Source organism: Streptomyces sp. H39-S7 (assembly GCF_027158205.1).
In the GTDB taxonomy this organism is placed as follows: Bacteria; Actinomycetota; Actinomycetes; order Streptomycetales; family Streptomycetaceae; genus Actinacidiphila.
The window spans coordinates 15,316-40,649 of the sequence record NZ_JAPVLU010000042.1; the positions used below are offsets into that span (position 1 = coordinate 15,316).

A 25,334-nucleotide genomic window follows, 5' to 3' on the forward strand; every position below is an offset into this window, starting at 1 on the left:
GAAGTTTATACGACCCGTGTTCACACAGTGTTTCGTCTAGCTGTCGCCGGCATTGCGGGCAAGAAGGTAATAGGCCTTCCTCGCCAGATAATTTCTCCGCATTTGCGCCGGCGCACGATCCCGCGAACTGCACATTCCCCGCCGCTGCGGACGGCTGGATCTCGTCGGTGTTTGTCACGAGGGGTACCCCTCGTGACAGGTTAGTTCGACCATGCCGGGGGAATGTGCCGGAGTGTCTATCCGGCAGCTTAGCCTCCGCTCGGCTCCGCCGGACCGCTATCGATCTTATGGGGTGGGCATCATCGTCACACGGCCCACTCGAGAAGGGACGCTCCGATGGGAGAGAAGGTTGTAGCCACCGGGGTCGACCTCTTCGACCGGCAGCGGTATCGCGTGAAGCTCCGCCAGTGTCTCATGGGGCTCGAGAGACTACTGGACGAGAAGAGGTTCGACCGGCCGCGGAATCTGATGGGTCTCGAGCTGGAGTTGAATCTCGCGGATTCTGCGGGTCTGCCGGTGATGATGAATGAGGAGGTGCTGGAGCGGATCGCCAGCACTGATTTCCAGACCGAACTGGCGCAGTTCAATATTGAAGTGAACATCGCCCCTCATCATCTTTCCGGGCGGGTCCTCGACCGGCTCGCGGAAGAGCTGCGCATCGGGTTGGGATACGCGGACCGCAAGGCCCGCGAAGTCGGCGCGCACATCGTCATGGTGGGTATTCTGCCGACGTTGAGCGCACAGGACCTGGTGAGTGCGAACCTGTCGCGGGCGGATCGGTACACGCTGCTCAACGACCGTATTCTGGCCGCCCGCGGCGAGGACATCACCCTGGACATCGCGGGGGTGGAGCACCTGCTCTACACCTCGGGATCCATCGCCCCCGAAGCCGCCTGCACCTCGATGCAGATGCACCTTCAGGTGACGCCCGGCCGGTTCGCCGCGGTCTGGAACGCCGCGCAGGCGCTGAGCGGACCGCAGGTCGCGGTGGGCGCCAACTCACCGTTCCTGTTCGGCCGGGAGCTGTGGCGGGAGACCCGGCCGCCGCTGTTCCAGCAGGCCACCGACACCCGCCCGCAGGAACTGCGGGCGCAGGGCGTACGCCCGCTCACGTGGTTCGGGGAGCGCTGGATCGACTCGGCGTACGACCTGTTCGAGGAGAACCTGCGCTACTTCCCCCCGCTGCTGCCGATCTGTGACGACGAGGACCCGCTGGTGGCCCTCGACGCGGGGACCGTTCCGCAGCTCAAGGAGCTCACCCTGCAGAACGGCACCGTGTACCGCTGGAACCGCCCGGTGTACGGCGTGGTGGACGGTGTCCCGCACCTGCGGGTGGAGAACCGGGTGCTGCCCGCGGGTCCCACCGTCGCCGACGTGATCGCCAACACGGCCTTCTACTACGGTCTGGTCCGTGCGCTGGCCGAGGCGCCCCGCCAGGTCTGGCAGCGGCTGCCGTTCGGCGCGGCGGCGGCGAACTTCGACGCCGCCTGCCGGCACGGGATCGGCGCCGTCATGCACTGGCCGCGGCCGGGCCGGGGCGGCGGGCTGGTGGAACTGCCCGCCACGGAGCTGGTGCTGGAGGAACTGCTGCCGCTGGCGTCGGCCGGGCTCGACGCCTGGGGCATCGAGCCCGCCGACCGCGATCACTACCTCGGCATCATCGAGGCTCGCTGCCGGCTGCGCACCAACGGCGCCGAATGGCAGTCGGCGGTGTTCCACCGGGCGATGGAGCGCGGACTGGACCGGCGGGCCGCGCTCGTGTCGATGACGCTGCGCTACAGCGAGTTGATGCACTCCGGCGAGCCGGTGCACACCTGGCCGGTGAGCTGACCGGGGTCCGGGCCCGGCGGATCCGGAGGACGTCGTCGGTCGACGACGTCCTCCGGCGCGTCAGCTCGTGGCGGCCGCCGCGCTCGCCGCGGCCGCCACCACCGCCTTGAACAGCACCGCCTGGATCTGCGCCGGGTCGGTGACCCGGTAGGCCGCCCCGCCGGTGGCCCGGGCCAGCCGGTCGCAGGCGGTCTTGTCGGCATCGGGGCCCACGGCGATGACGATCAGCGGAACGGGGCGGGCGGGATCGCCCAGCGCCTTCAGCTTGGCGGCCACGGCGTCCAGCGAGATGCTGCCCGGGTCCTCGTTCGCGCCGTCGGTGAGGACGACGACCGTGTTGAACTTGCCCGCGGCGAACGTCTTCCTGGCGTCCTGGTACACCGCCAGCGTGGTGTCGTAGAGGCCGGTCGCCCCGCCGTCGACGGGCTGGAGGGCGCCGAACGCGCCGGTCAGCCGGTCCCGCTGGGTGGTGCCCTGCGCGGTGCGCACGCCCAGCCGGGCCGTCTCGACGATCTTCTGGTAGTCCCGGGGGCCGTCGAGCCGGGTGGAGAAGCGCCACAGGCCCACCTCGTCCTCCGGCGTGAACTGCGTCAGCGCCTGCAGCAATGACGCTTTGGTGACGTCCAGCCGGGTCTTGCCCTGGGTGCCGGGCACCGCCGCGGACATCGACCCCGAGACGTCGACGACCGTGGTGATCCGCGCGCGCTGCACGGTGATCTGCCACATGACGCGCAACTGCTGCAGGTCCTGCCCGGTGGGCGCCGGGAGCGGCTCCGCGGCGACCGGCTGCGGCTCCTCGCCGCCGGCGCCGCGCACCAGCGCCGGGTCGGGGGCGCCGGTCGGCGGCCGGAAGCCGCGACCGGACAGCAGCCGCACGCTCTCGTCGCTGCCCAGCAGCGACATGAACCGCGAGACGGCCCGGGACTGGTCCGTGGTGAGCGTGTCGTCGTCCAGCGCCGCGTAGGGGTAGTCCAGGTTGACGGAGCCGTCCTTGGGATAGAACAGCTTCAGCCCGGGACGCCCGCCGCCCGCGGTGTTGCGGACGAACGCCGCCTGTTCCGAGATCACCAGCGCCTGGTTGCGCTGCGGGTTCGCCAGTTCGGTGGTGCTGCTGTCCTTGGGCAGGGTGGCCACGATCTGCGCGTCGCCCGGGGCGGTGTACTGCGCCAGCATCTTCGCGGCGGCCGCCGACTCGGTGTCCACGTCACCGCCCCTGCGGCCGATCGACTGCGTGATCATCGTGAACCCCAGCAGCCCGGTCGCGCTGCGCGAGGGATTCGCGGTGCCGAGGCGGAAGTTGCTCTTCTCTCCGGCGGCCGTGGTCAGATCGGCCCAGGTGTAGGCCTTGGAAGGCCAGCCCAGGCTCTTGGCCTGCTCCTGGAGCGTGCCGACGACGACGGGGGAGTGGGCGATGCTGGTCATCGAGGTCAGCGCCGTGCCGCGGCCGCCGAGGGTCACCTGGTCGAGCCAGACGCTGGAGTCCGGGATCCAGACCTGGAAGCCGGGGCTCTTGGGAGCCTTGCCGAGGGTGTCCGCCACGTCGGCCGAGTCACGCGCGGTCACGGCGACGTCGAGGCAGCGCCCGTCGGTCTTCACGCCGGTGGTCCTGGCCTGTTGGGCGATGGTGGTGAGAGCGGGCGCGATGTCGGGCGAGGCGGCGACGCCGATCTTCACCACACCCTGCGCGCAGTGCCCGCTCAGCGGCAGCAGGCCGCCGCGCAGCACGACGAAGGTACCGGCGCCCATCGCCAGTACGAAGCTGGTGGCGACCGCTATGGTGCGGCGGCGTACCCGTGGACCCGGCGCTCCGCCGGCCCCCCGGGGATCATCTGGAATGCGGTGACGTCCCATGGCTGCTGCGTCTCTCCTGAGGGGGGCTCCGGCCTGTCGCGCGCGATCTTCGTATCTTTTTTCGAGACCCTAGCCAAGCGGGAACGGCACCGAGGCGGGATGACGTAAATGGAGGTTGAGGTGCACACAGAGTCATACGGAGCGGAGGGGGAGGCCGGGCTCGCGCGGCGGACCCTGCGGAGCGAGACCCTGCTCGTACTGGCCCTGTCCCTCGGGGCCAGCGGCGTCGGCGCGCTCATCAGTTTCGTCGGATCGCTGACCAAGCCCGGTGCGCTCAAGGACCAGGCGGCCACCCTGGTGGGCTCGCAGGCGCCCGGCCGGCCCTGGCTCGACCTGGCCTGGCAGCTGTTCGGCATCGCCACCGCCCTGGTCCCGGTCGCCCTGGTCGCGCACCTGCTGGCGCGCGAACGGGTCGGGATACGCGCGATCGGCTTCGACCTGGCCGAACCCCGCCGCGACCTGGGACGCGGCACGCTGGTCGCGGCCGCTGTCGGCGGCACCGGGCTGCTGTTCTACCTCGGCGTCCGCACGGCCGGGTTCAACCTGACGGTGGTGCCGGAGTCGCTGCCCGACGTGTGGTGGAAGATCCCGGTCCTGATCGCCTCCGCCGTGCAGAACGCCGTGCTGGAGGAAGTGATCGTCGTCGGCTACCTGCTGCGCCGGCTCGGTCAGTTGGGCTGGTCCCCGGCCGCCGCGCTGGCGGCCAGCGCGGTGCTGCGCGGCTCCTACCACCTGTACCAGGGGGTGGGCGGCATGGTCGGGAACATGGTGATGGGGGTGCTGTTCGTGCTGCTCTACCGCAGGTGGGGACGGGTCGGCCCGCTCGTTGCCGCGCACGCCCTGATCGACACGGTGGCCTTCCTCGGCTACGCCCTGCTGGCCGGCCGGGTCGGCTGGCTGCCGACGGGCTGAGAAAAGGGTTGTCGAACGAACGCTTCCGATATATCGTTGAAGCATCGCGACCGATCAACGATGGAAGGAGCGTAACCATGCGTTCCCAAGGACATGAACACGAACACCGCGGACCCGGCCACCATGGCCGGGGAGAGCGGGGAGAACAGCGCCGTGCGGCCTTCGGACCGTTCGGACCGCCCTTCGGGGGTGGCCCCTTCGGCGGCCCCGGCGGGCGCGGTCGGGGCGGGCCCCGGGGCCGGGCGAGGCGCGGCGACGTCCGCGCGTCGATCCTGGCGCTGCTCAAGGACCGGCCGATGCACGGCTACGAGATGATCCAGGAGATCGCCGAGCGCAGTGGCGGCGCGTGGAAGCCGAGCCCCGGCTCGGTGTACCCGACGCTGCAGCTGCTGGAGGACGAGGGCCTGATCACCAGCGCGAGCGAGGGCGGCAAGAAGCTGTTCACGCTCACCGACGCCGGCAGGACCGAATCCGAGGCGGGGCCCGAGGCCCCGTGGGAAGAGGCCGGCCGGGGCGTCGACTGGGACGCTATGAACGAGATCAGGAAGGCCGGCGGCGGCCTCGTCGAGGCCTTCAAGCAGGTCTGGTCGACCGGGACGCCCGCCCAGCGCGAGAAGGCGCTGGTCGTGGTCAACGACGCTCGCAAGAAGCTCTACCTCATCCTCGCCGAAGAGGACTGAGGCCGGAGCCGCGCCGGACGAGCCGGGTCGGCACGATCCAGGGCTCGGCCGCCTCCGCCGGATCGGCGTCGAGCAGCCCGCGCAGCGCCTTGACGGCAGCCGAGCCCAGGGCGCGCCGGTCCTGGGCGACGGTCGTCAGGGCGGGGCGGACCAGCGAGGCGGCGTCGATGTCGTCGAAGCCGACGATGGCGAGATCGTCGGGTACCGACAGCCCGGCGGCCGCTGCCGCGTGCAGTGCGCCGATCGCCATCTGGTCACCGGCCGCGAAGACCGCGGTGGGCGGCCGCTCCGCGGCGAGCAGGGTGCGCACCGCGTCCTCGCCGCTGTTGAGGAAGAAGTCCCCCGTGACCACGTACTCCGGAGGGACGGCGAGTCCGAGCCGGGCGCACGCCTGACGGAAGCCGGCCAGCCGTTCGGCGGCCGGCGGCAGGTACAGCGGTCCGGTGACGGTGGCTATCCGGCGGTGTCCCTGCGCGTACAGGTGCTCCACCGCCGTGGCCGCGCCGGCCGCGTTGTCGGAGGTGACCCGGACGGTACGGGGGCCGCTGAGCGCGACGTCGATCCCGGAGCACGGGACGTCGGAGGCGGCGAGGGCCCGCAGGGCGCGGTTGTCGGCCGGCGTGCCCAGGACGACGACGCCTTCGAGGTTGTGGCGCCGCACCGCCTGCAGATAGGTGGTGTCGGCGTCGTCGGGCCCTGAGGTGGTCAGCAGCATCAGGTGGTAGTCGGCCTCGGACAGCGCGTTGCGCACCGAGCTCAGCAGCCCCTGCAGAAAGGGGTGCTGGAAACCGAGGGTCTCATAACCGGTGTCCCAGACCAGGCCGATGGTGTCGGACCGGCGCCGCACCAGCGTGCGCGCGGGTTCGTTCGGGGCGTACCCGAGTTCGCTGGCCAGCCGCCGGATGCGGTCGCGCGTCGCCTCGCTCACCTCGGCGCGGTCGTTGAGCGCGCGGGAGACCGTAGCGGTCGAAACCCCGCTGTGGAGGGCCAGTTCGCGGATGTTCACGGCGATTGCACCTGTTCCTGGAGTGGCGGGGGTGTGTGCTGCACACAGTCTTGACGATGTGTCATGGCGAGGACAGACTTCCGGCGCACCGGAAACGTTTACGTGATGCGGCTCCGTGTACGGGGCCCGACAGGAACGGGATGCTGCGATGCCACGCGCGATGACAATGAAGTCACCCAGAACCCGCTTCCGAGCGCTGGTCACCCTGGCCACCGCCGCGGCCTGTGTCGCCGCGATCGGCGCGGTGCCGGCCACGGCGAAGAGTCCGACCGGCTACACCGACGCCAGGACGCCGATCGATCTGCGCGTCAAGGACCTCCTGAAGCGGATGACGCTGGAGGAGAAGATCGGGCAGATGGACCAGATCGCGGTGGCCCGGGTCCAGGGCGACTGCGAGTGGAGCGGCGGCGCCCTCAACGAGACCTGCCTGAAGTCGGTGCTGGGTGACTACGCGGCCGGCTCGATACTCTCCGGCGGCGGCATGGGGCCCGCCGTCAACACGCCCGCCGAGTGGGCGAAGATGGTCAACGCCGTACAGAAGTACGCCGTCGACAACACGCGGCTGCACATCCCGGTGCTCTACGGGGTGGACGCCGTGCACGGCCACAACAACGTGCTCGGCGCGACCGTCTTCCCGCACCAGATCGGCCTGGGCGCCACCTGGGACCCGGCCACCGTGCAGGCGGCGAGTTCCTCCACGGCGCGCTCGGTCGCCGCCACCGGCATCGACTGGAACTTCGCGCCCGTCGCGGACCTCGCCCGCGACCAGCGCTGGGGCCGCTACTACGAGACGTTCGCCGAGGACCCGCTGCTGGCCGGGACGCTGGCCGCCGCGAGCGTCACCGGCATCGAGTCGGCGAACGGCGCCAAGCACGTCGTCGCCAGCGTCAAACACTTCGGCGGCTACTCCGAGCCGGCCAACGGCCACGACCGGGTGCCCGCGGACGTGTCCATGCGCTATCTGCAGGACACCCTGCTGCCGTCGTACAAGCAGGCCCTGCAGGCCGGCGCGAAGACGGTGATGGTCAACTCCGGCGCCATCAACGGTGTCCCCGCGACCTCCTCGAAGTACCTGCTCACCAAGGTGCTGCGCGAGCAGTGGGGCTTCAAGGGCGTCACGGTCAGCGACTGGGAGGACGTCCGGGCGCTGCAGACGAAGTACAAGCTCGCCGCCGACTACCCCGAGGCGATCGCGCTCGCCGTCAACGCCGGCCTGGACATGGCCATGGAGCCGTACTTCGCCAAGGAGTGGAGCACCGGCCTGAAGACCGCTGTCGACCGCGGCCTGGTGTCGGTCAAGCGCATCGACGAGTCGGCCGGCCGCATCCTGCGGATGAAGTTCGAGCTGGGCCTGTTCGAGCACCCCTACGTGGACGCGGCCAAGGCCGACGCAGCGGTGCTGGGGGTCGACAAGGACCTGGCGCGCAAGGCGGCCGCCGAGTCGCAGGTGCTGCTGCGCAACGAGGGCGGGGTGCTGCCCGTTTCCCCGACGGCCAAGAAGATCGTCGTCGCGGGTTCCTACGCCGATGACATCAACGACCAGGTGGGCGGCTGGACCATCGGCTGGCAGGGCGTCCCCGAGGGCGTGGCGCTGCCGGGCACGACCGTGCTGGCGGGGATCAAGGAGGCGGCGCCCGCGGGCACCGAGGTGGTACGGGCCACGACCACCGAGGACGCGGTGGCGCAGGCCAAGGACGCCGATCTGACCGTCGTGGTCGTCGGTGAGAAGGCCGCGGCAGAAGGCGCGGCCGACAGCCCGCGACCGGAACTCTCCGCGGACCAGCAGGCGCTGGTCAAGGCGTTGAAGGCGGCGGGCAAGCCGGTCGTCACCGTCGTCGTCGCGGGCCGGCCGCTCGTGCTCGGCGACGCGGACGGCACCCAGGGGCTGCTGATGTCCTGGCTGCCGGGCAGCGAGGGCGGGCACGGCGTGGCCGACGTGCTGTTCGGCGCGGTCAACCCCAGTGGCCGGCTGCCGGTCTCCTGGCCGAAGCACCTCGGCAACGCGCCGCTGTACTACCAGCAGCTGCCGGGCACCAACGGCGGACCGGAGTCCTCGTACGACGCGGCCTACCCGTTCGGCGCCGGACTCTCGTACACCTCGTACAGCTTCGGCGCGATCACGGCCGACAAGGCGGCGGTACGGGCCGGCGACGCGGTCGGGCTCAAGGTGACGGTCTCCAACACCGGTGGCAAGGCGGGCGATCTGGTGGTGCCCGTGTACGTGTCGCGGCCGATCAGCGACGTGCTGACGCCGGCGACCCGGCTGGTCGCGTTCACCAAGGTGCACCTGGCGGCGGGGGAGACCCGTACGGTGCGGCTGCGGGTGCTGCCGGGGACCCTCGCGGTCACGCCGGGCGACCTGGACGGCGCGGGCGCGCAGCGGGTCGAGCGCGGCGCGTACACCTTCTCCGCGGGCGACAAGAGCGCGGCGGTGACGGTGCGCTGACCGACCGGGGCGGGGCGGCGGGCGGGGCGACGGTCCCGGCGGCCACCCCGCCTTCGTCCGTCCGCGGGGGGAAGCCGGCCGCGGTCGTCCGTGGTGGAGCCGGCCGCGGCGCGGCCGGCCCGGGGGGTCCGGAGCGTACGGCCGCTACTCGACGAGCCCGGCCAGCTTGCGCAGCGATTCGTTGAGGGCGGCGGTCGCCGAGTCCTTGAGCTTGCCCGCCATCATGGCGACGGCGGCGCCGGCGAAGCTGCTGTCGATCCGCAGTTCGGTGTCGTCGCCGTCGGGGACCAGGGTGTAGCGCATGCTGAGGTTGACACCCATCGGGCCCTTGCCCGCGATGCCCAGCACCCGCTCGGCCTCCAGTGCCTCCACGGTCCAGGTAACCTCGGCCGGGAAGCCCATCATCTTCATGTTCTCCTGATAGGTGGCACCGGCCGCCAGCGGCGACGGGCCTCCTTTCGGGAAGCTGGTGTGGGTGGCACTCCACTGGTCGTACGACGCGAAGTCGGTCAGCTGCCTCCAGACCTTTTCGGCCGGGGCCGCGATGCGCGCCTGTGCGGAGACTTCGGCCATGCGATCACTCCTTGTGCGAAGGCGCTGCGGCTCGCTCGCAGCGACGCTGTCGCGGAACGTAGCCGCAGCCGCCCGAACATTCAATACTGATGAAGCGTCAGAACTGATGCACCGTCAGGATATCGTACGCGGCGAATGCCGCCGAGGGTGCCGGTGAGGGGCGAAGATCGGAGCCATGGTGGCCGCGCGCTCTACAGGAGGACACATGGACGAGGAACTGCCGGACCGGCTGCGCGCCGTGCCGGTGCTGGCCGGACCCCTGCCGTCGTTCGACCCGGACGGCGCGGAGCCCTCTCCCGGTCGCCAGTTCGCCCGCTGGCTGGACGAGGCGCTGGACGACGGCGTGCCGGAACCCCATGTCATGACGCTCAGCACCGCGGACCGCGACGGGCGCCCCTCGGCGCGGGTCCTCATGCTGCGCGGCCTCGGCGCCGACGCGGCCACGTTCGTGTTCGCCTCCGACACCGGCAGCCACAAGGGCCACGACCTCGCCGCGAACCCGCACGCGGCGCTGAGCTGGTACTGGCCGCTCCAGGGCCGGCAGATCCGGGCGGCCGGGCCCGTCGAGGTCCTGGACGCCGCCACCGCGCGCGGTGACTTCCTGGGCCGCCGCGAGACCTCCCGGGTCGCGGGGTTCACCGGCCGGATGAGCGCCCCGCTGACCGACCCGGACACGTACGACGCGGAGCGGCGGCGGGCCGCGGACGTGGTCGCGGCCGACCCCCGGGCCGTTCCCGCGGGGCACACCGTCTACCGGCTGCGGGCCGACGAGATGGAGTTCTTCCAAGGGAGCCAGGGCACCTTCCATGTGCGGCTGCACTACGTCCGGCAGGGCGGGGAGTGGCGGCGCGGACTGCTCTGGCCCTGAACGGTCCGGAGGGGGACGGCCCGGAGAGGGCGGCCCGGACGGGGACGGTCCGGACGGGGACGTCGGCGGAGCCGGCCCGGATGTCAGCCGCTATCTGGGCGACGGCCCTGTCGCGAGCTGACATCATGGCCGGATGCATGCGTCTCAGGGGAGGAACGCGGGGCTGGGGCTCGCCTTGGCGTCAGCGTTCGCGTTCGGTGGTTCAGGAGTGGCGGCGAAACCGCTGATCGAGGCGGGACTCGACCCGCTGGACGTGGTGTGGCTGCGCGTGGCGGGAGCGGCGCTCATCATGCTGCCGGTCGCGCTGCGCCACCGCGCCCTGCTGCGGCAGCGCCCCGGGCTGCTGGCCGGCTTCGGCCTGCTGGCCATCGCGGGTGTGCAGACTTTCTACTTCGCCGCGATATCCCGGATCCCCGTGGGCGTCGCCATCCTCGTCGAGTTCCTCGGGCCGGCCCTGCTGCTGGGCTGGGTGCGCTTCGTACAGCGCCGGCCGGTGAGCCGGGCCGCGGCGATCGGGGTGGTACTGGCGGTCGGCGGCATGGCCTCGGTGGTCGAGGTGTGGTCGGGGCTGGCCTTCGACGCCGTCGGTCTGCTGCTCGCCTTCGGCGCGGCGTGCTGCCAGGTCAGCTACTTCGTGCTGGCCGACCACGGCACGGAGGGCGAGGACGCCCCCGACCCGATCGGCGTCATCTCCTTCGGGCTGCTGATCGGCGCCGCGGTGATGACCGTGGTCGCGCGGCCGTGGGGGATGAACTGGGACGTGCTGGGCCGGCAGGCCGCGCTTGGCGACAAGCAGGTGCCCGCGGTGCTCCTCGTCGGATGGATCGTCCTGGTGGCGACGGTGGTCGCGTACCTGACCGGGGTGCTGGCCGTGCGCAAGCTGACTCCACAGGTGGCCGGGGTGGTCGCCTGTCTGGAGGCGGTGGTGGGGACCGTGTTCGCCTGGATCCTGCTCGGGGAGCACCTGGGCGTACCGCAGATCATCGGCGGAACGCTGGTGCTGGCCGGCGCGTTCGTCGCCCAGACCACCAGCCGGAGCGGCCGGAGCAGACCGGTGGTCGAGCCGGTCGAGCCGCTGCCGCAACCCGATCTGGTCTGAGGACGCCCCGGTGGTGGGCGGCAGGCCCTGCCACCGATCCGGGGTGTGCGGATCTCGCTCCTCGGAACCGGCTTGTAGCGGTACGTCCGCGCCTCATAGGGTGCGGAACATGCACCTCACCGTTCTGCCGCCGCCCGCCCTCTAGGCGGGCCGCCACCCCACGGACGACCCTGCTCGGGCATGTACCCGAGCAGGTCGCGGCTGCCCGCACACGGGATCACGCGACCATTCCAAGTCCTCCGCGGGAGAACACTCGTGCCGTCCAACCATGGCCACACCCTTGCCCCGTCCGTCGGACGCGGCCTGCTCTACATCACCTTCGCCGCCACCGCCTGGGGCACCGCGGGCGGCGCCGCCGCGCTGCTCTTCACGAGCAGCGGCCTCGGCCCCATCGCCCTCACCTTCTGGCGCGCCGCCGGCGGTTTCGCGCTGCTGCTCCTCGTTCAACTGGCCCGCCGCCGTCGCGGTGCCGACCGTACGCAGGCCCGTAAGGAGCCCCGGCGGCGCGCGGTGCCGCGGATCCTGGCCACCGGCCTGGGCCTGACGGTCTTCCAGACCGCCTACTTCGGCGCCGTGCACCTGACGGGACTGGCCGTCGCCACCGTCGTCACCCTGGGCGCCGGCCCGGTCATCATCGCGGTCGTCGCCCGTCTCACCATGGGTGAACGGCTCGGCCGCGGTGGCGCCGTGGCGGTCGCCGGCGCGCTGGCGGGGCTCGCGGTGCTCGTCCTGGGCAACGGCGGCGGGACCGTGGCCCCGGCCGGGGTCGGGCTCGCGCTGCTGTCCGCGGCCGGCTACGCCTGTATCACGCTGCTGACCCGCTGGATGGGTCGCGACGGGGACGGCGGGGACCCGTTCACGACCTCCCTGTGGTCCTTCGCAGTGTGCGCGGTGACCCTGCTCCCGCCGGCCCTGACGGAGGGGCTGATGCCGAGCGGCGCGGACCTCGGCCACACCCTGTGGCTGCTGGTCTACCTGGCCTCCGTGCCGACGGCGCTCGCCTACGGGCTGTACTTCGCGGGCGCCGCGGTGGTGCGGGCGGCGACGGTCTCCGTCATCGCCCTGATCGAACCGGTCTCCGCGGCGGCCCTCGCCGTCGTCGTCCTCGGCGAGCAACTGACCGGCGCGACCGTACTGGGCACGGTCATCCTGCTCGGGGCCGTCACGGTCCTGGGCCTCGAGGAGGCCCGCCTGGCCTCGGCCGGCCGCCGCGCGGCGGCCGGCACCATCTAGACCCCTCCCGCCGGGCCGGTCTCCAGCCGGCGCAGTTGGTGGGCGCGGGCCGCCTCGTCGTGCGGGGCGGCCCGCGCCGCGAGGCGCTCGGTGTCCCGCCGCTGCATCTCGCGAGGCTTGTTGCCGCCGTACTTGAACTTCGCGCGGACCTCGGTCACCTCCAGCCGGATCCCGCGGATCCCGGGCAGCATCCGGCCGAACGGGGCCTGCCCGGGCGCGACGCGCGCGTAGTCGCCGGCCGGCTGGAAGTGCGCGAGCTGGCGGCGCAGCACGGCGGCCTTCTGCTCCGCGTCGTCGATGACATGCGCCGTGCACAGCAGTTGGACGGCGGCGTAGAAGCTGGTCGGGGTGCCGTGCTCGGCGGGCGTGCCCTCCGGCGCGTGCCAGGGCCCGGGGATGAACGTGTAGTCGTCCACCACACTGAGCGTGACCCGCGGATTCGCCTCGAGGGCGGGCCACAGCGGGTTGGGGCGGGCGAGGTGGGTGAACGCCTCGTCGCGCTCCGGGTCGTAGGCGAAGTGCAGCGGCTGGACGAACGGGGGCTCGCCCGGCAGGCCGTTGACGGCCAGTTGCCCGAAGTCGTGCGCGGCGAGCCAGGTCTGCCACTCGGCGTCGTCCCGCGCCGCGTCCCAGGGGTGGATCAGCATGTCGGGCCCCTCAGGCGAGGTAGGCGGGCAGGGCGATGGCCGGGTCGAGGTCGTCGGCCGGAACGGGCGTGCCGTAGGTCTTGGCGACCGGCACGATCCCGGTCCAGTACGGCAGGGCGGTGTCCTCCGGTTCGTCGTTCGGGCCGCCGGTGCGGACCTTCGCCGAGACCTCCAGCAGGTCGAGCCGGATGACGGTGGTCGCGGCCAGCTCCTTGGCGTTGGCCCGGCGCGAGTCGTCCGCGCGGCCGGCCACGACCTGGTCGACCAGGGCGTCCAGCGCCTCCGCGCGCTCCGCCGGATCCGTGACCTGGTGCGCGGTCCCGTGCACCACCACCGAGCGGTAGTTCATCGAGTGGTGGAACGCGGACCGGGCCAGCACGAGGGCGTCGAGGTGGGTGACGGTCAGGCAGACGGCCAGCCCCGGGTCCTTCGCGCCGCGCAGCGGGCGCGATCCGGTCGAGCCGTGGACGTACAGCCGCTCGCCGATCCGGCCGTAGAGGGTGGGCAGCACGACCGGCGCGCCGTCGCGGATGAACCCGAGGTGGCAGAGGTAGCCCTCGTCGAGGATCGCGTGGACGGTGTCACGGTCGTAGGCGGCGCGCTCCCGTATCCGGGTGGGGACGGTGCGGTCCGTCGCCTCGTACGACGGGGAGGGGGCGGCGGAGGTGTCGGCCATGGCGGAATCCTTTGAACTAGTGCATAATCGGCTTTGTGCTAGGAGAGTATCGAATCACGGGCCGGGGCGCATCGGGTATCGCGGCCGACATCGAGCGGGCGGTCGGCGAGGGCGCGCTGAAGCCCGGCGCGGCGCTGCCGCCGCTGCGCGAACTGGCCCAGGAACTGGACGTGAACCCGAACACGGTGGCCGCCGCCTACCGGCTGCTGCGCGACCGCGGGGTGATCGAGACGGCCGGGCGGCGCGGCAGCCGGGTGCGCTCCCGGCCCGCCACCACCTCGCGCGACCAGATCCGCATCGAGGTGCCGCCCGGGACGCGGGACATCTCCAACGGCAACCCGGACGTCTCGCTGCTGCCGCCGCTCGACGCGGCGTTCGCGGCGGCGATCGCCCACAACGCCGTGCGCCCGGCGCTCTACGGCGGTCCTGCCGTCGACGCCGAGCTGAGCGAGCTGGCCCGCGCGGCCTTCGATCGCGACGGCGTGCCCGACGGCCCGATCGGACTCACCTCGGGCTCGCTCGACGCCATCGAACGGGTGCTGTCGGCCCATCTGCGGCCGGGCGACGCCGTGGCGGTCGAGGACCCGGGCTGGGGGAGCGTGCTGGACCTGGTGCCGGCCCTCGGGCTGCGCGCGGTCCCGGTCGGGGTCGACGACGACGGCCCGGTCGTCGCGGACGTCGCCCGTGCGCTGCTGGCCGGGGCGCGGGCGCTGGTCGTCACCGACCGGGGTCAGAACCCGACCGGCGCGGTGATCTCGGCGGACCGTGCCCGGGAGCTGCGCGAGGTGCTGGCGCGCCATCCGGAGGTGCTGGTCGTCGACGACGACCACGTGCACGGACTGGTCGACCTGCCGCTGCACTGCCTGTCGGGCGTCACCGCGCACTGGGCGCTGGTGCGGTCCACGGCCAAGGCGTACGGCCCGGACCTGCGGCTGGCCGTCTTCACCGGCGACCGGGTCACGGTCGACCGCGTCCAGGGCCGCTACCGGCTGGGCGCCGGCTGGGTCAGCCATCTGCTGCAGCGCGCCGTGGTGCACCTGTGGGAGTCGGGGGCGGTCGACCCGGACGTGGTGGGGCGGTCGTACGGCCGGCGGCGCGACGCCCTGGTCCTGGCCCTCGCGGAACGCGGCATCACCGCGCACGGGCGCAGCGGCATGAACGTCTGGGTGCCGGTTACCGACGAGACCGGCGCCGTGGCCGGCCTGCTGCAGGCCGGCTGGGCCGCCGCGCCCGGCGCCCGCTTCCGCCTCGCGTCCGCACCCGGCGTGCGGCTCACGGTCTCCGCCCTCGCCGACGCCGACATCGTGCCGCTCGCCGACGCGGTCGCCCGGGTGGTCGGCGCGTCGGGCGGGGGACGGTACGGCTGAGGCTGAGGCTGGGTCCGGGGCGTCGGGGTTACGGGGCGGGTTCGGCGGCCGGTCGCGTGCGGGTGCGCAGTTGGGTGAGGGCGGCGCCCGCCAGGACGATGACCGCGCCGACCGGCTCGTTCCAGCCCAGCCGCTCGTGCAGCAGCAGCACGCCCGCGGCGGTCGCGACGACCGGGATCAGATAGGTCACCATCACGGCGATCGTCGGTCCCTTCTCGGCGACCAGGGCGTACTGGAGCAGGAACGCGACCCCGGTGCCGAGGGCACCGAGGGCGACGACCGACAGCACGGGCAGGATCGGGAACGAGGTCGGCACGGAGGTGAAGAACGGCGTGACGAGCGCGAGTTGCACTGTGCCGAGCAGCAGTTGGCTGCTGGAGAGCGCGAGGTTGGAGGTCCTGGTTCCCGCCAGGGTGCGGCGCACGTACGCCCAGCCGACCGCGTAGCTGGCCCCGGCGATCAGGGCCATGGCGGTGCCCGCCGGGTCCTGGCCGGAGAAGCCCTGCCAGGCGCCGAGCACGGTCAGCACGCCGAGGAAGCCGAGGCCGACGCCGGCGAACCGCTGCCGCGTCGGCTTGTCCTCGGAGAGCGCGACGACCGAGACGACCATGCTCCACAGCGGGGTGGTGGCGTTGCAGATGCCCGCGAGGGTGGAGGGGATGGTCAGCTCGGCGTAGGCGAACAGCGAGAAGGGCAGCGCGTTGAGCAGCAGGGCCGCGACCGTCAGGTGAAGCCAGGTCCGCTTTCCGCGCGGCAGCCGGTCGCGCTTGACGAGCAGGGTGGCGACCAGCACGACCGTGCCGAAGACCATGCGGCCCAGCGTCACCTGCAGCGGTGCGAACGCCTCCGTGCCGACCTTGATGAACAGGAAGCTGAAACCCCAGATGAGGCCCAGGAGGGCGAACCGGATCCGCCAGTCCACCGAGCGGTGGACGGCCGGTGCCGGCTCGGGTGTCGAAGGGGGCGCGGAGGCGGCGGGCCGGAGGCGGGCGGGAACGCTCATGGCCTTACGATGACGGATTTCATTCCGTAGAACAAGGGAGATTAGGTACGCGAGAAGGCGTAGCATTCCTTACATGTTGAACCTGGAGCGCCTCCGGATCCTGCAGGCCATCGCCACGTACGGCTCGGTCAGCGCCGCCGCCGACGTCCTCCATGTGACGACCTCCGCGGTCTCCCAGCAGATGGGCAAGCTGGAGCGCGAGACCGGTCAGCAGATGCTGGCCAAGAACGGCCGCGGGATCCGGCTCACCGACGCGGGACGGCTGCTCGCCGGCCACGCGGAACGCATCCTGTCGCTGGTCGAACTGGCCCACTCCGACCTGGAGGCGCACCGGGGAGCGGCCGTCGGCGAGATCGTCCTGGGGGCGTTCCCGACCGCCGCCCGGGGGCTGCTGCCGAACGCCCTCGCGACGCTGCGCCGGGACCACCCCCAGCTGCGGCCGCGGATGCAGGAGATGGAGCCGGCCGGTTCCGTGGCCCGGGTGGTGCGGGGCGACATGGACCTCGCCGTCGTCCTGGACTGGTACAACAGGCCGCTGTCCCTGCCGTCCGGCCTCGCCAAGGCGCCGCTGCTGGACGACATCGCCGATGTCGCGATGCCGTCGGACCATCCGCTCGCCGGCCGGGAGCAGATCGGGCTGGAGGACTTCGCGGACGACGACTGGGTCTCGTGGCCGGACGGCGAGTTCTGCCACGACTGGCTCATGTTCACCCTGCGCGGCAAGGGGATCGAGCCGCGCCTGTCGCACTCCGCCGAGGAGCACCACACCCAGCTTGCCCTGGTGGCGGCGGGGCTCGGCGTCGCGGTCGCCCCCCGCCTCGGCCGGGGCCCGGTGCCCGACGGCGTGAGCGTCGTCCCCGTCCGGCACACCATGCACCGCCACGTCTACGCGGTCTGGCGAGAAGACGCCGACCGCCGCCCCGCGATCCGAGCGGCGGTGGAGGCCCTGCAGTCCTCGGCGGCCACCGCACTCACGCCGACGACCGCCTGACGCCCGACGGACTGGGCTCTTCCGGAGCGCCCGGCCGTCAGGCGGCCTTGCGGGCCCGCAGGGCCAGGAGCCCGGCCGCTGTCCGGCGGTGTCTTCCCCGGCGGACCCACGGGTACCGCCCGTTCATCAGCGGCTCAACGGCTCGATCGGTCGAACGACAGGACCTACGCCTGTCCTCGCGGCGCGGCATGGATGACCCCGGTCAGGCCGGTGTGCGGGTGCACGTCTGCCGGACGGCCGGAACCGTGCGGGGAAGCACCGGGGTCAATCGTTGAGCGCACAACCAAGTGTGCGCATTGAGACGGCAGGTGCGCACGTGAATCGCTGTACTGGGTCGATTCGGGCGGCTTTGCCGTCCTTATTGACCCTTGCTGTGCGATTTGTCAATGCGGTGTGGTGAGCCGGGCGAGCCCTTCCGTGGCGATGCGCTCGAAGAGCTCGGGGTCGGCGGCGAAGCCGGAGCCCGCGATCGGCCAGTGGATGACGATCTCGTCGATGCCCAGCTCCGCGTGGCGGCCGGCGAAGTCGGTGAAGGCCTCGAAGGAATCCAGCGGGCGGTCCGGGGTGAACCCGGTGAGCATGATCTTGTCCAGTTCGGCGGGGTCCCGGCCGATCGCGTCGCAGGCCGCTCCGAGCTTGGCGATCTGGCCGCGGACGGCTTCCAGCGACTGCTCGGGGGTGCCGGTCTCGAAGAGTTTCGGGTCTCCGGTGGTGACCCAGGCCTGCCCGTGGCGCGCGGCCAGCTTCAGCCCGCGCGGTCCGGTGGCGGCCACCGCGAAGGGGAGCCGCGGCCGCTGCACGCAGCCGGGGATGTTGCGGACCTCGTGCGCGGAGTAGAACTCGCCCTCGTGCGACACCACGTCCTCGGTGAGCAACCGGTCGAGCAGCGGAACGAACTCCCCGAAGCGGTCCGCCCGCTCGCGCGGCGTCCACGCCTCCTGGCCCAGCGCGGTCGCGTCGAACCCGGACCCGCCCGCGCCGATGCCCAGTGTGACGCGTCCCCCACTGACGTCGTCGAGGGTGATCAGGTCCTTCGCCAGCGTCACCGGGTGCCGGAAGTTGGGCGAGGCGGACTGAATGGCATCGGGAGCAGTAATGATGTTGCCGCCGCGACCCGACGGCCCGCGTCCGTGGTCGCCCACTTTCGGTACGTTGCGTGTTGGCCCCAACGATCCGCGGATCTGCCCTGACGGGCCACCACACGCTCCCGGCAACACCTTGAACCAGCGCCGCATCGATGGGAGAACGAGCGATGTTCGAAGGACGCCCCGACGGACTGCCCCTGGGCATCGTGCCCACTCCGCAGCCTCTGGCGGTGAGACCGAGACAGGCCGCTTGGCAGCGCGGCGAGGTCGCCTACCTCATGGACCCGGACGGGGTGCAGTGGCAGCGCATCGACTTCTTCGCCGTCCCGAGCCCACCGGTTCCAATCCACGGGCCCGCGACCGAAGTCCGGCGCTCAGGTGCCGACGTCGAGCCGACAACGGCCGGCTTCCGGAGCAGGAGCAGCGCCGCGTCGTCGTGGAGCCGACCGCCGACGTGTGCCAGCAGTTCGTCGTGGAGTGCGGCGAGGGTACGGGACGGCTCATCCGACACGTGCCGCGCCACCCGCTCCATGAGCGGGTAGAACTCACGACTGTGGTTGCGGGCCTCGGTGACCCCGTCGGTGTAGAGGAGCAGCTGGTCGCCGTCGGCGAAGGGCAGCACCTGGAGACTCGGGGTCTCGCCGGTGAGGGCCCGCAACCCGAGCGGTGGAGCCGGACGCGTCGGCTCGACAGCCGTGACCTCAAAATCGCGAACCACCAGCGGCGGGGCGTGTCCGCAGTTGACCACCTCCATGCGCCCGGCCCCGGGGTACCCGACGACCACGGCGGTGACGAAGTCGTCGGGACCCAGGTTGCGCGCCAGGCTCCGCTCTATCCTGCCGACGACGTCGAGGAGGTCCGGTTCGTCGTAGGCGGCCTCGCGGAAGACACCGAGCACCAGAGCGGCGGTGCCCACCGCGGGCAGCCCCTTGCCGCGCACGTCGCCGACGATCAGCCTGACCCCGTACGGAGTGGGGATCAGTGCGTAGAGGTCGCCGCCGATCCGGGCCTCCGCCGCGGCGGCGCTGTAGCGGACGGCTACCTGGAACTCGCCGACAGTGGCGGGCACGGGCTTGAGGAGGGCGTGCTGGGCAGCCTCGGCGACTGAGCGGACGGCCGCCAGTACCCGTTCGCGACGCCCGCGTAGCGCGCTGGCCTGGCTGCTCGCCAGGGTAACGGCGACCAGTGCGGACAGCACGATTGACTGCTCACGGACCGAAGCACCGCCATGGGCGCCGAGCACGGCACCCAGCGCCACGGCGAGGAAGCCGATCCGAAGCACTCCCCACGGCCTGCTGGGGGCGGCGGCCAGCGCAGGCCCGACGGCGAGCAGCGGCAACCAGGTCATTCCACCTCCGCTGACGAGGGCGAGGAGCGCAACGGCAGAGACGATCAGTGAGGGCGCCCAGGCGGCGAGGTGGGCGGCGATGCGTGACTGCTCCTCCGGCGCTGTCCTCGGGGCCGGGCCCGCCGACCCCACGCGAAGCCGCTTCCTGAGCTGCCACGTCGGCCGATGATCGCGCTGATGGTCTTGGGCATAGCTCATGTCCTCTTCCGCAGCCCTCTCCTGCTCACGGCGCGTGCGCCTGTCCGTTTCATCCAGAGAACAGGTAGCCGTGCGGGAGCCGCAAGGGCGATGTTTTCAGATAGTGAGCGAAAGGCCCCTGGTCACACGACTCGCTGTCGGGACCAGCCGCGCTCGAACCTGTTCGATGCGGGAGAGCCGGTCTGCCCGGAGTGAGACACCGAGCGAGCCGAGTTTGTGCCCGCTGTACACGGGCACCGCGACGCAGATCGTGCCCAGGGCGTACTCCTCCAGGTCCATGATGGTCGGGGCAGTGGGGGTTGAGTCGAGTTGTCGAAGCAGTTCGGAACGGTGGGTGATGGTGCGGGGCGTGAGGTCGGCGAGGGAATGCCGGGAGAGGTACTCGTCGCGGGAGTCGTCGTCGAGCTCGCGCAGCACGCACTTGCCCAGCGCCGTGGCGTGCCCGGCGTCCTCGAATCCCACCCAGAGGTCGACCCGTGGTGCCCGTGGGCCCTCGACGATCTCGGCGACCCGGATCTCGCCCTCCTCGTAGAAGGTCAGATAGGCGGCGGCCGACAGTTCGTCCCGCAGAGCGGCGAGCATGGGACGGATACGGGTGAGCAGCCCCTGGCCGCGGCTTCCGGCGTGCAGCGTGTGCAGGCTGTCTCCGATGACGTACGACCCGTCCTCCAGCTTCCGCAGGTATCCGTCGTGGACCAGCGTCCGCAGCAGGTGATAGGTGGTGGCCAGTGACAGTCCTGCCTCACGTGCCAGCTGCTTCGCCGGAGCACCGCCCTCGTGTGCCCCTACGGCTTCCATCAAGCGGAAGGCTCGCTGCACTGAAGTGATGAGCGTAGGGCTGCCATGAGGACCCATGTCCCAAGCTTGCGCCCGGCGGCACCCCGCCAGCAAGCTCAGCCTGGACCGGCCCCGGCCGACCCGTCCCACACCGTCTCGTCGAGGTCTTGGCCTCCCGGCTCAGCTGGTCGGCGAGGGCGGCGCCCCCCACCGCGTGGTCGAGGACCGACTCGGCCTGGCTGGTCGCCGCCACGGCGGAACTGCAAGGCCTGACCCTCCTGCACCGCGACCGGGACTTTGAGTGCATCGCTGCCTTCACAGGACAGTTCTCCAGTGGTACGGACCCGCAGCCGGAAAGTAGACCCAGGACCGGTTGCAGTTTTGGTTGCATTCACCCTCGTCCAGCACCGTTCACAGCCCCGCCAGATAGCCGTTCCGGCGCAGGTCAGGACAGCGCTGATCTATCGCGAACAGCCGGACGAACAGTTCGAAAGCGTGTTGGGGACGGGCGAGACGATCATTTCGCGGTGTGCTGCTTCCGCAGGTCGTGGCGGCCCTGGTCTTGCAGAAGGTGAAGCGGACCTGGCTGCGGCCGGCCTCCGGTCGCCGTAGAGACGGCCTCGCCGACTCGCCCACCCCGTCGTTGGGGAGGACGCCTCTCGCCGCCGACCTGGCATACGCCTTCGACCAGGGTGTTCAGGCGCGTTCCACGTAGGGTCGGAGCATGCGACTGAGTACCGTGATCCTCCCCATCTACCGCTGGCAGCAGGGCCAGGAGGTGTGGCGGCGCGCCGAAGACCTCGGGTTCCATGCGGCGTACACGTATGACCACCTCTCATGGCGGACCTTCCGCGACGGGCCGTGGTTCGGCGCCGTGCCCACGCTGGCCGCCGCTGCGGCCGCCACGACGCGCCTCAGGTTGGGGACCCTCGTTACGTCTCCTAATTTCCGGCATCCCGTGACGCTGGCGAAGGACCTGATCACGCTGGACGATGTGAGCGGTGGGCGGATCACGCTGGGGATCGGGGCTGGTGGGTCGGGGTTCGACGCCACGGCGTTGGGGCAGGAGGCCTGGACGCCGAGGGAGCGGGCCGACCGGTTCGCGGAGTTCGTGCCGCTGCTGGACAAGCTGCTGAGCGAGGACGTCGTCAGTTTCGAGGGCGAGTTCTACTCGGCGCACGAGGTGCGAAACATCCCCGGTTGCCTGCAGCGTCCCCGGCTGCCGTTCGCTGTGGCCGCCACCGGGCCGCGGGGGCTGAAGCTGGCCGCACGCCACGGCCAGGCGTGGGTGACGACCGGCGACCCGAGATTGTTCGAAACGGGCACCCCCGAGCAGTCACTGGAGGCCATCAAGGGTCAGCTCGGCAAGCTCGGCGCGGCCTGTGAGGCGATCGGCCGGGACGTCGGCGAGCTGGAGAAGATCATGCTCACCGGCTTCACCCCGGACCCGGGCGGCCCGCTGGAGTCCGTGGACGCGTTCGTCGACTTCGCGGGAAAGCACCGCGAAGCGGGGATCACCGAGCTAGTGCTGCACTGGCCGATCCCGGACACCGACTTCGCCGCCGACCTCAAGACCTTCGAGCGCATTGCCACTGAGGGCTTGAAGCAGCTCGTTTGAGACGAATAGTGCCTGGTCAGGCTGTGATGCACGAAAGAGGCTTGACTGACGTGACGAGCGTTCCGAGCCGCATCCGCTCGGTGGCCGTCGCGGCGGCGGTGAGGGTGGGCACCGCGCCGAACCACGGTCCGTCCCGGAAGGTCCGCCAGGAGAGGTGGTCGTATGTGTACGCGGTGTGGAAGCCGAGGTCTTCGGCCCGTCGCCAGATCTTCTGCCCTTCGACCCACCGGTGGATGGGGAGGATCACCGTGCTCAGACGCATGACCGTAACCATAGGCGGGCTTTGCGCTGCCACGGATATGCCGACGGAGCAGATCCGGGAAGCCCCGCCGACATCGCGACGCGGGCCGCTACCGTGGCGTCATGGGCACGCTGGGTAGGGCCGAGCTTGAGGCGATGATCGAAGAGGCGACGGTGGATGCCCACGGCGAGGACGAGCAGCGGACCGGTCTGTTCGCCGCGCTTGAGGAGTACCTCGACCTGCCCTTCACCACGGCGGTTCTCGGCGTCGAGGTAACCGTGCGCCGGGTCGACCTCACGCCCGACGGCAGGATCGTCGCCTGGTGTTCTCGTGGCCGCGTCCGGCAGGCGATCGGAATTCTGGATCTGCCGTTGCCCAGCCCGGCGCCCGAGGGGGCGGAGTGGATCGAGGCGTACCGCCACTGGGCCGGATGAGACCGGTCTCCTCTTCACTTCACGCGGAACAGGTTCGTACGAAAGGGTGGACGTGGCCGAGGCTGTACAGGGCGCGCATCAGGGTGCGGCGAAACTGTCGCTGACCGATCTCATCGAGCGCAGCGCCGAGTTGAAGGGGGAACTGGTCACTTTCGCGCAGAGCGCTCGCTTCGACCGGTGGTTGACGCCCCTCCTGCTGGAGGCCGCTGGGCCTGCACGGCAGCTCGACGAGGGTACGGCGATCCGTATCACCGACCACTTCATCCTGCGGTACCGCCTGCCGGACGGCTCGAAGGTGGTGGACCGGTTCGTCGCCGGACGGAAGGGCTTGACCGCGGCCGACCGGGAGATACTGCTCGGCTGGCGTGACCCGGTCGAGGGAGTGTTCGAGATTCAGCGGAAGGACGGGGATGCCGTCGTCCTGCTGAACCTTGTCGACGACCTGGAGTACCGCACGTACTCGAATGTCGGGCGGTCGGCGTTCCGTGGAGTGTTTACGGGGGGATTCCTCCACGCCAGCCTGGTGCCACTCCGCCCGGCCGACGGGGCGTGGCTGGTGTCCGGGGCGATGTCGTACTACCCCAGGTCCAGTGCCACTGACATCGCACAGGCCGCGCTCGAACTGGCCACCAGTCAACCCGAGCTGGTCTTCCGCAATCCCCAGAAGGTCGAGCAGGGGTGGCAGCGGATGCGGGAGGACCGGGCGGCGTTCGTCGAGTTCTGCGGCGGCGACGAGTTGGTGCTTCCGCCAGCCGAAGCCGAGGATCTCCTCAACGCCTACTACCGCCACCGCCAGAAGGTCCTCGTCGCCGCACAACCCGGCCGTACTCGGCACGGACGGCTCCCTGGCCTGGACATGCCCTTCTTCGAGCTTCCGCGGGAACTGGCGGAAGCGGACACCATTGGTGTCATCTATGACCAGGTCGACGGGCTCAACTTCTACGCCGACTACGGGATGCTGCGGGACCTCTTCGCGGACCCCACCCGCGCGGGCCGTGGGCAGCACCAGGATCTGCTGTGCACCTATCTGCGCGAGGAGTCGATCGCGCCCTTGCCGATCAGCCGCTTGGCCGCCGCTCACCCGGAGACAGCCGATGCCGTGTTCCGGAAGCTGCTGAGGGAGCCCGAATTCGCTTGGAGCGAGCACGGTGAGGCACTGCTGCGCCGACGCAAGCCCTGGTACTTCGCGAACGAGCCCCGCCCTGGCGTCTCCGTGATCGGCGACCGCCTCAATGCGCTCGTTGCCGGCCGCCGGTAGCTACAGTTCACGCGGGCACGGCGGCCGCGGGGCGACCGGCCGAGCCGATCACCTTGAAGCAGCCAGGGCAGTGCACCAGCCAGTTAACACTCCCTGTATTACACTTCTCGTATGGATACGTCCCGCCCTGGCAAGACCCGAGTGACCAGCGTCTCTCTGCGTGCCGAGACCTTGGAGGCGATTCGCGCACGCGCCGGTAAGCAGGGTGTCTCCTCATACATCGAGGAGGCCGTGCAGCGGCAGCTCCAGCGCGAGGCCATCGACGATTACATCGCCGCCGCTGAAGCGGAGCACGGCCCCGTCGACCCGGCTGATGTGTCGGCCAAGGCCGAGCGGATCCGCGCCCACCACGCTGCCCACCGCGGTGGATCCGCTCCAGTGGACGCCGCATGAGCGGGACTCTCGTTCTCGACAGCGGGGCCCTCTCCAAGCTCTCCCGCCGGCACCGCGACATGACCGTGTGGCTGGACGTCGCCCGCAGCCTGGACCTGCTGGTCGTGACGAGCGCGGCCACGCTGGTGGAGGCACGCGACCCGAAGGTGCCGCAGGCGGCGTTCGACGATGCCGTTTCCCTGACCAAGGTGCGCCCCGTCACGGAGGAGATCGCACGAGCGGCAAGCAGACTGCTCGCCGCCGAAAGCCTGCACGGCCACAAGTACGCCATCGACGCGATGCTCGGTGCCACGGCCCACCTGGAGCACGGCGACGTCACTGTCGTCACGAGCGACACCGATGACCTGCGCCGACTGTGCCACCCCCGCATCGCCGTCGAGCCGATCTGAGTCGCCCACGTTGGCCTTGCCGCCGCCCTTGTCGCGTTCCAGCAGGTCAGCCCGTGATAGGTGAACGCGGCTTGACCGACGTGACGAGCGTTCCGAGCCGCATCCGTTCGGTGGCCGCCGCGGCCGCGGTGAGCGTGGGCACCGCGCCGAACCACGGGCCGTCCCGGAAGGTGCGCCTGGAGAGGTGGTCGTAGGTGTAGGCGCTGTGGAAGCCGAGGTCCTCGGCACGCCGCCACACCTCCTGTCCCTCATTCCACCGGTGGATGGGCAGGATGACCGTACTCAGACGCGTGTCGTCGACCCTACGCGGTCGAACGCCTCCGCCCGGAACCGGGCACGGGACGCGGTGCCTCCGAGCCGGCGTCACGCGGTGATGCCGCATGGTCCTGTGCCCGCTCCGCGCGGCGGCGC

Annotated in this window: 24 protein-coding genes and 3 pseudogenes; 16 read left to right on the forward strand and 11 right to left on the reverse strand. The window is 71.2% G+C overall.

All coding sequences use genetic code 11. The annotated features are described in order from the left end of the window. The first annotated feature begins 336 nt into the window (after positions 1–336). A complete protein-coding gene (locus O3X23_RS32135) occupies positions 337–1,830 on the forward strand; it encodes a glutamate--cysteine ligase (protein ID WP_269275810.1) in 1,494 nt (497 codons plus the stop codon). A gap of 60 nt (positions 1,831–1,890) precedes the next feature. On the opposite strand, the gene O3X23_RS32140 is transcribed toward O3X23_RS32135, so the two are convergent. Continuing rightward, complete coding sequence (locus O3X23_RS32140; RefSeq protein ID WP_269275812.1) at positions 1,891–3,681, reverse strand: VWA domain-containing protein; 1,791 nt, start codon at positions 3,679–3,681, stop codon at positions 1,891–1,893. Positions 3,682–3,801: 120 nt separating this feature from the next. On the opposite strand from O3X23_RS32140, the gene O3X23_RS32145 reads away from it, so the two are divergent. Next, positions 3,802–4,593 carry a CPBP family intramembrane glutamic endopeptidase gene (locus O3X23_RS32145; RefSeq protein ID WP_443048043.1) on the forward strand — a complete coding sequence of 264 codons (792 nt, stop codon included), beginning with the start codon at positions 3,802–3,804 and terminating at the stop codon, positions 4,591–4,593. A 77-nt stretch (positions 4,594–4,670) separates the two neighbouring features. Continuing rightward, on the forward strand, positions 4,671–5,273 hold the full coding sequence (locus O3X23_RS32150) for a PadR family transcriptional regulator (protein WP_269275816.1): 603 nt from the start codon (positions 4,671–4,673) through the stop codon (positions 5,271–5,273). On the opposite strand, the gene O3X23_RS32155 is transcribed toward O3X23_RS32150, so the two are convergent. Beyond that, positions 5,251–6,279, reverse strand: coding sequence for a LacI family DNA-binding transcriptional regulator (locus tag O3X23_RS32155; protein ID WP_269275818.1), 1,029 nt, complete (start codon positions 6,277–6,279; stop codon positions 5,251–5,253). The two genes, O3X23_RS32150 and O3X23_RS32155, sit on opposite strands and share 23 nt — an antisense overlap. Positions 6,280–6,445: 166 nt before the next feature. Between O3X23_RS32155 and O3X23_RS32160 the strand changes: the two genes are divergently transcribed. Continuing rightward, entirely contained in the window at positions 6,446–8,725 is a 2,280-nt protein-coding gene (locus O3X23_RS32160; protein WP_269275820.1) for a glycoside hydrolase family 3 N-terminal domain-containing protein, read from the forward strand. 144 nt (positions 8,726–8,869) lie between these two features. Here the strand turns inward: O3X23_RS32160 and O3X23_RS32165 are convergent, their stop codons facing one another. Then, positions 8,870–9,298 (reverse strand): type II toxin-antitoxin system Rv0910 family toxin, encoded by a 429-nt coding sequence (locus O3X23_RS32165; protein WP_269275822.1) that lies wholly within the window; start codon positions 9,296–9,298, stop codon positions 8,870–8,872. A 205-nt stretch (positions 9,299–9,503) separates the two neighbouring features. Here O3X23_RS32165 and O3X23_RS32170 point away from each other — a divergent pair, with 205 nt between their 5' ends. The 3 genes from O3X23_RS32170 to O3X23_RS32180 all read left to right on the forward strand — a co-directional run bounded on the left by O3X23_RS32170 (position 9,504) and on the right by O3X23_RS32180 (position 12,498). Continuing rightward, entirely contained in the window at positions 9,504–10,166 is a 663-nt protein-coding gene (locus O3X23_RS32170; RefSeq protein WP_269275823.1) for a pyridoxine/pyridoxamine 5'-phosphate oxidase, read from the forward strand. Between the two features lie 133 nt (positions 10,167–10,299). Continuing rightward, positions 10,300–11,265 carry an EamA family transporter gene (locus O3X23_RS32175; protein WP_269275825.1) on the forward strand — a complete coding sequence of 322 codons (966 nt, stop codon included), beginning with the start codon at positions 10,300–10,302 and terminating at the stop codon, positions 11,263–11,265. Positions 11,266–11,520: 255 nt separating this feature from the next. Continuing rightward, on the forward strand, positions 11,521–12,498 hold the full coding sequence (locus tag O3X23_RS32180) for a DMT family transporter (RefSeq protein WP_269275827.1): 978 nt from the start codon (positions 11,521–11,523) through the stop codon (positions 12,496–12,498). On the opposite strand, the gene O3X23_RS32185 is transcribed toward O3X23_RS32180, so the two are convergent. Beyond that, positions 12,495–13,145, reverse strand: a complete 651-nt coding sequence (locus O3X23_RS32185; RefSeq protein ID WP_269275830.1) for an FMN-binding negative transcriptional regulator — start codon at positions 13,143–13,145, stop codon at positions 12,495–12,497. The two genes, O3X23_RS32180 and O3X23_RS32185, sit on opposite strands and share 4 nt — an antisense overlap. A 10-nt stretch (positions 13,146–13,155) precedes the next feature. Next, positions 13,156–13,821, reverse strand: a complete 666-nt coding sequence (locus tag O3X23_RS32190) for a pyridoxamine 5'-phosphate oxidase family protein (RefSeq protein ID WP_269275831.1) — start codon at positions 13,819–13,821, stop codon at positions 13,156–13,158. 35 nt (positions 13,822–13,856) lie between these two features. Here O3X23_RS32190 and O3X23_RS32195 point away from each other — a divergent pair, with 35 nt between their 5' ends. Beyond that, positions 13,857–15,188, forward strand: coding sequence for an aminotransferase class I/II-fold pyridoxal phosphate-dependent enzyme (locus tag O3X23_RS32195; RefSeq protein ID WP_269275832.1), 1,332 nt, complete (start codon positions 13,857–13,859; stop codon positions 15,186–15,188). A gap of 28 nt (positions 15,189–15,216) precedes the next feature. Here the strand turns inward: O3X23_RS32195 and O3X23_RS32200 are convergent, their stop codons facing one another. Next, positions 15,217–16,191, reverse strand: coding sequence for a DMT family transporter (locus O3X23_RS32200; RefSeq protein ID WP_269275834.1), 975 nt, complete (start codon positions 16,189–16,191; stop codon positions 15,217–15,219). A 73-nt stretch (positions 16,192–16,264) separates the two neighbouring features. Here O3X23_RS32200 and O3X23_RS32205 point away from each other — a divergent pair, with 73 nt between their 5' ends. Further along, on the forward strand, positions 16,265–17,182 hold the full coding sequence (locus tag O3X23_RS32205; protein WP_269275836.1) for a LysR family transcriptional regulator: 918 nt from the start codon (positions 16,265–16,267) through the stop codon (positions 17,180–17,182). A 383-nt stretch (positions 17,183–17,565) separates the two neighbouring features. Here O3X23_RS32205 and O3X23_RS32210 read toward each other — a convergent pair whose 3' ends face one another. The 3 genes from O3X23_RS32210 to O3X23_RS32220 form a co-directional block, all read right to left on the reverse strand. Next, positions 17,566–18,282, reverse strand: a complete 717-nt coding sequence (locus O3X23_RS32210; protein WP_269275948.1) for an LLM class flavin-dependent oxidoreductase — start codon at positions 18,280–18,282, stop codon at positions 17,566–17,568. Positions 18,283–18,538: 256 nt separating this feature from the next. After that, complete coding sequence (locus tag O3X23_RS32215) at positions 18,539–19,813, reverse strand: PP2C family protein-serine/threonine phosphatase (protein WP_443048044.1); 1,275 nt, start codon at positions 19,811–19,813, stop codon at positions 18,539–18,541. Between the two features lie 96 nt (positions 19,814–19,909). Then, complete coding sequence (locus tag O3X23_RS32220; protein ID WP_269275841.1) at positions 19,910–20,668, reverse strand: IclR family transcriptional regulator; 759 nt, start codon at positions 20,666–20,668, stop codon at positions 19,910–19,912. A 161-nt stretch (positions 20,669–20,829) separates the two neighbouring features. Here O3X23_RS32220 and O3X23_RS32225 point away from each other — a divergent pair. The 3 genes and pseudogenes from O3X23_RS32225 to O3X23_RS32235 all read left to right on the forward strand — a co-directional run. Then, positions 20,830–20,951: pseudogene (locus O3X23_RS32225) on the forward strand (PIN domain nuclease); the annotation flags it as partial. Positions 20,952–21,119: 168 nt separating this feature from the next. Continuing rightward, a complete protein-coding gene (locus tag O3X23_RS32230) occupies positions 21,120–21,305 on the forward strand; it encodes a hypothetical protein (RefSeq protein WP_269275843.1) in 186 nt (61 codons plus the stop codon). Positions 21,306–21,314: 9 nt separating this feature from the next. Beyond that, the gene (locus O3X23_RS32235) at positions 21,315–22,208 is read left to right on the forward strand and encodes an LLM class flavin-dependent oxidoreductase (RefSeq protein ID WP_269275845.1); all 894 of its coding nucleotides are present in this window, start codon (positions 21,315–21,317) and stop codon (positions 22,206–22,208) included. Between the two features lie 46 nt (positions 22,209–22,254). On the opposite strand, the pseudogene O3X23_RS32240 reads toward O3X23_RS32235, so the two are convergent. Continuing rightward, positions 22,255–22,470: pseudogene (locus tag O3X23_RS32240) on the reverse strand (LLM class flavin-dependent oxidoreductase); the annotation flags it as partial. Positions 22,471–22,571: 101 nt separating this feature from the next. On the opposite strand from O3X23_RS32240, the gene O3X23_RS32245 reads away from it, so the two are divergent. The 4 genes from O3X23_RS32245 to O3X23_RS32260 all read left to right on the forward strand — a co-directional run bounded on the left by O3X23_RS32245 (position 22,572) and on the right by O3X23_RS32260 (position 24,923). Next, positions 22,572–22,883, forward strand: a complete 312-nt coding sequence (locus tag O3X23_RS32245) for a hypothetical protein (protein ID WP_269275847.1) — start codon at positions 22,572–22,574, stop codon at positions 22,881–22,883. Between the two features lie 52 nt (positions 22,884–22,935). Continuing rightward, a complete protein-coding gene (locus O3X23_RS32250) occupies positions 22,936–24,141 on the forward strand; it encodes a hypothetical protein (RefSeq protein WP_269275849.1) in 1,206 nt (401 codons plus the stop codon). Positions 24,142–24,252: 111 nt separating this feature from the next. Continuing rightward, the gene (locus O3X23_RS32255; RefSeq protein WP_269275851.1) at positions 24,253–24,534 is read left to right on the forward strand and encodes a hypothetical protein; all 282 of its coding nucleotides are present in this window, start codon (positions 24,253–24,255) and stop codon (positions 24,532–24,534) included. Then, positions 24,531–24,923: a type II toxin-antitoxin system VapC family toxin gene (locus tag O3X23_RS32260; protein WP_269275852.1), complete on the forward strand. Its 393-nt coding sequence runs from the start codon at positions 24,531–24,533 to the stop codon at positions 24,921–24,923. The genes O3X23_RS32255 and O3X23_RS32260 overlap by 4 nt, the downstream gene beginning before the upstream one ends. A 52-nt stretch (positions 24,924–24,975) precedes the next feature. Here O3X23_RS32260 and O3X23_RS32265 read toward each other — a convergent pair. Next, positions 24,976–25,290 (reverse strand): annotated as a pseudogene (locus tag O3X23_RS32265) (LLM class flavin-dependent oxidoreductase); the annotation flags it as partial. Positions 25,291–25,334 lie beyond the last annotated feature (44 nt).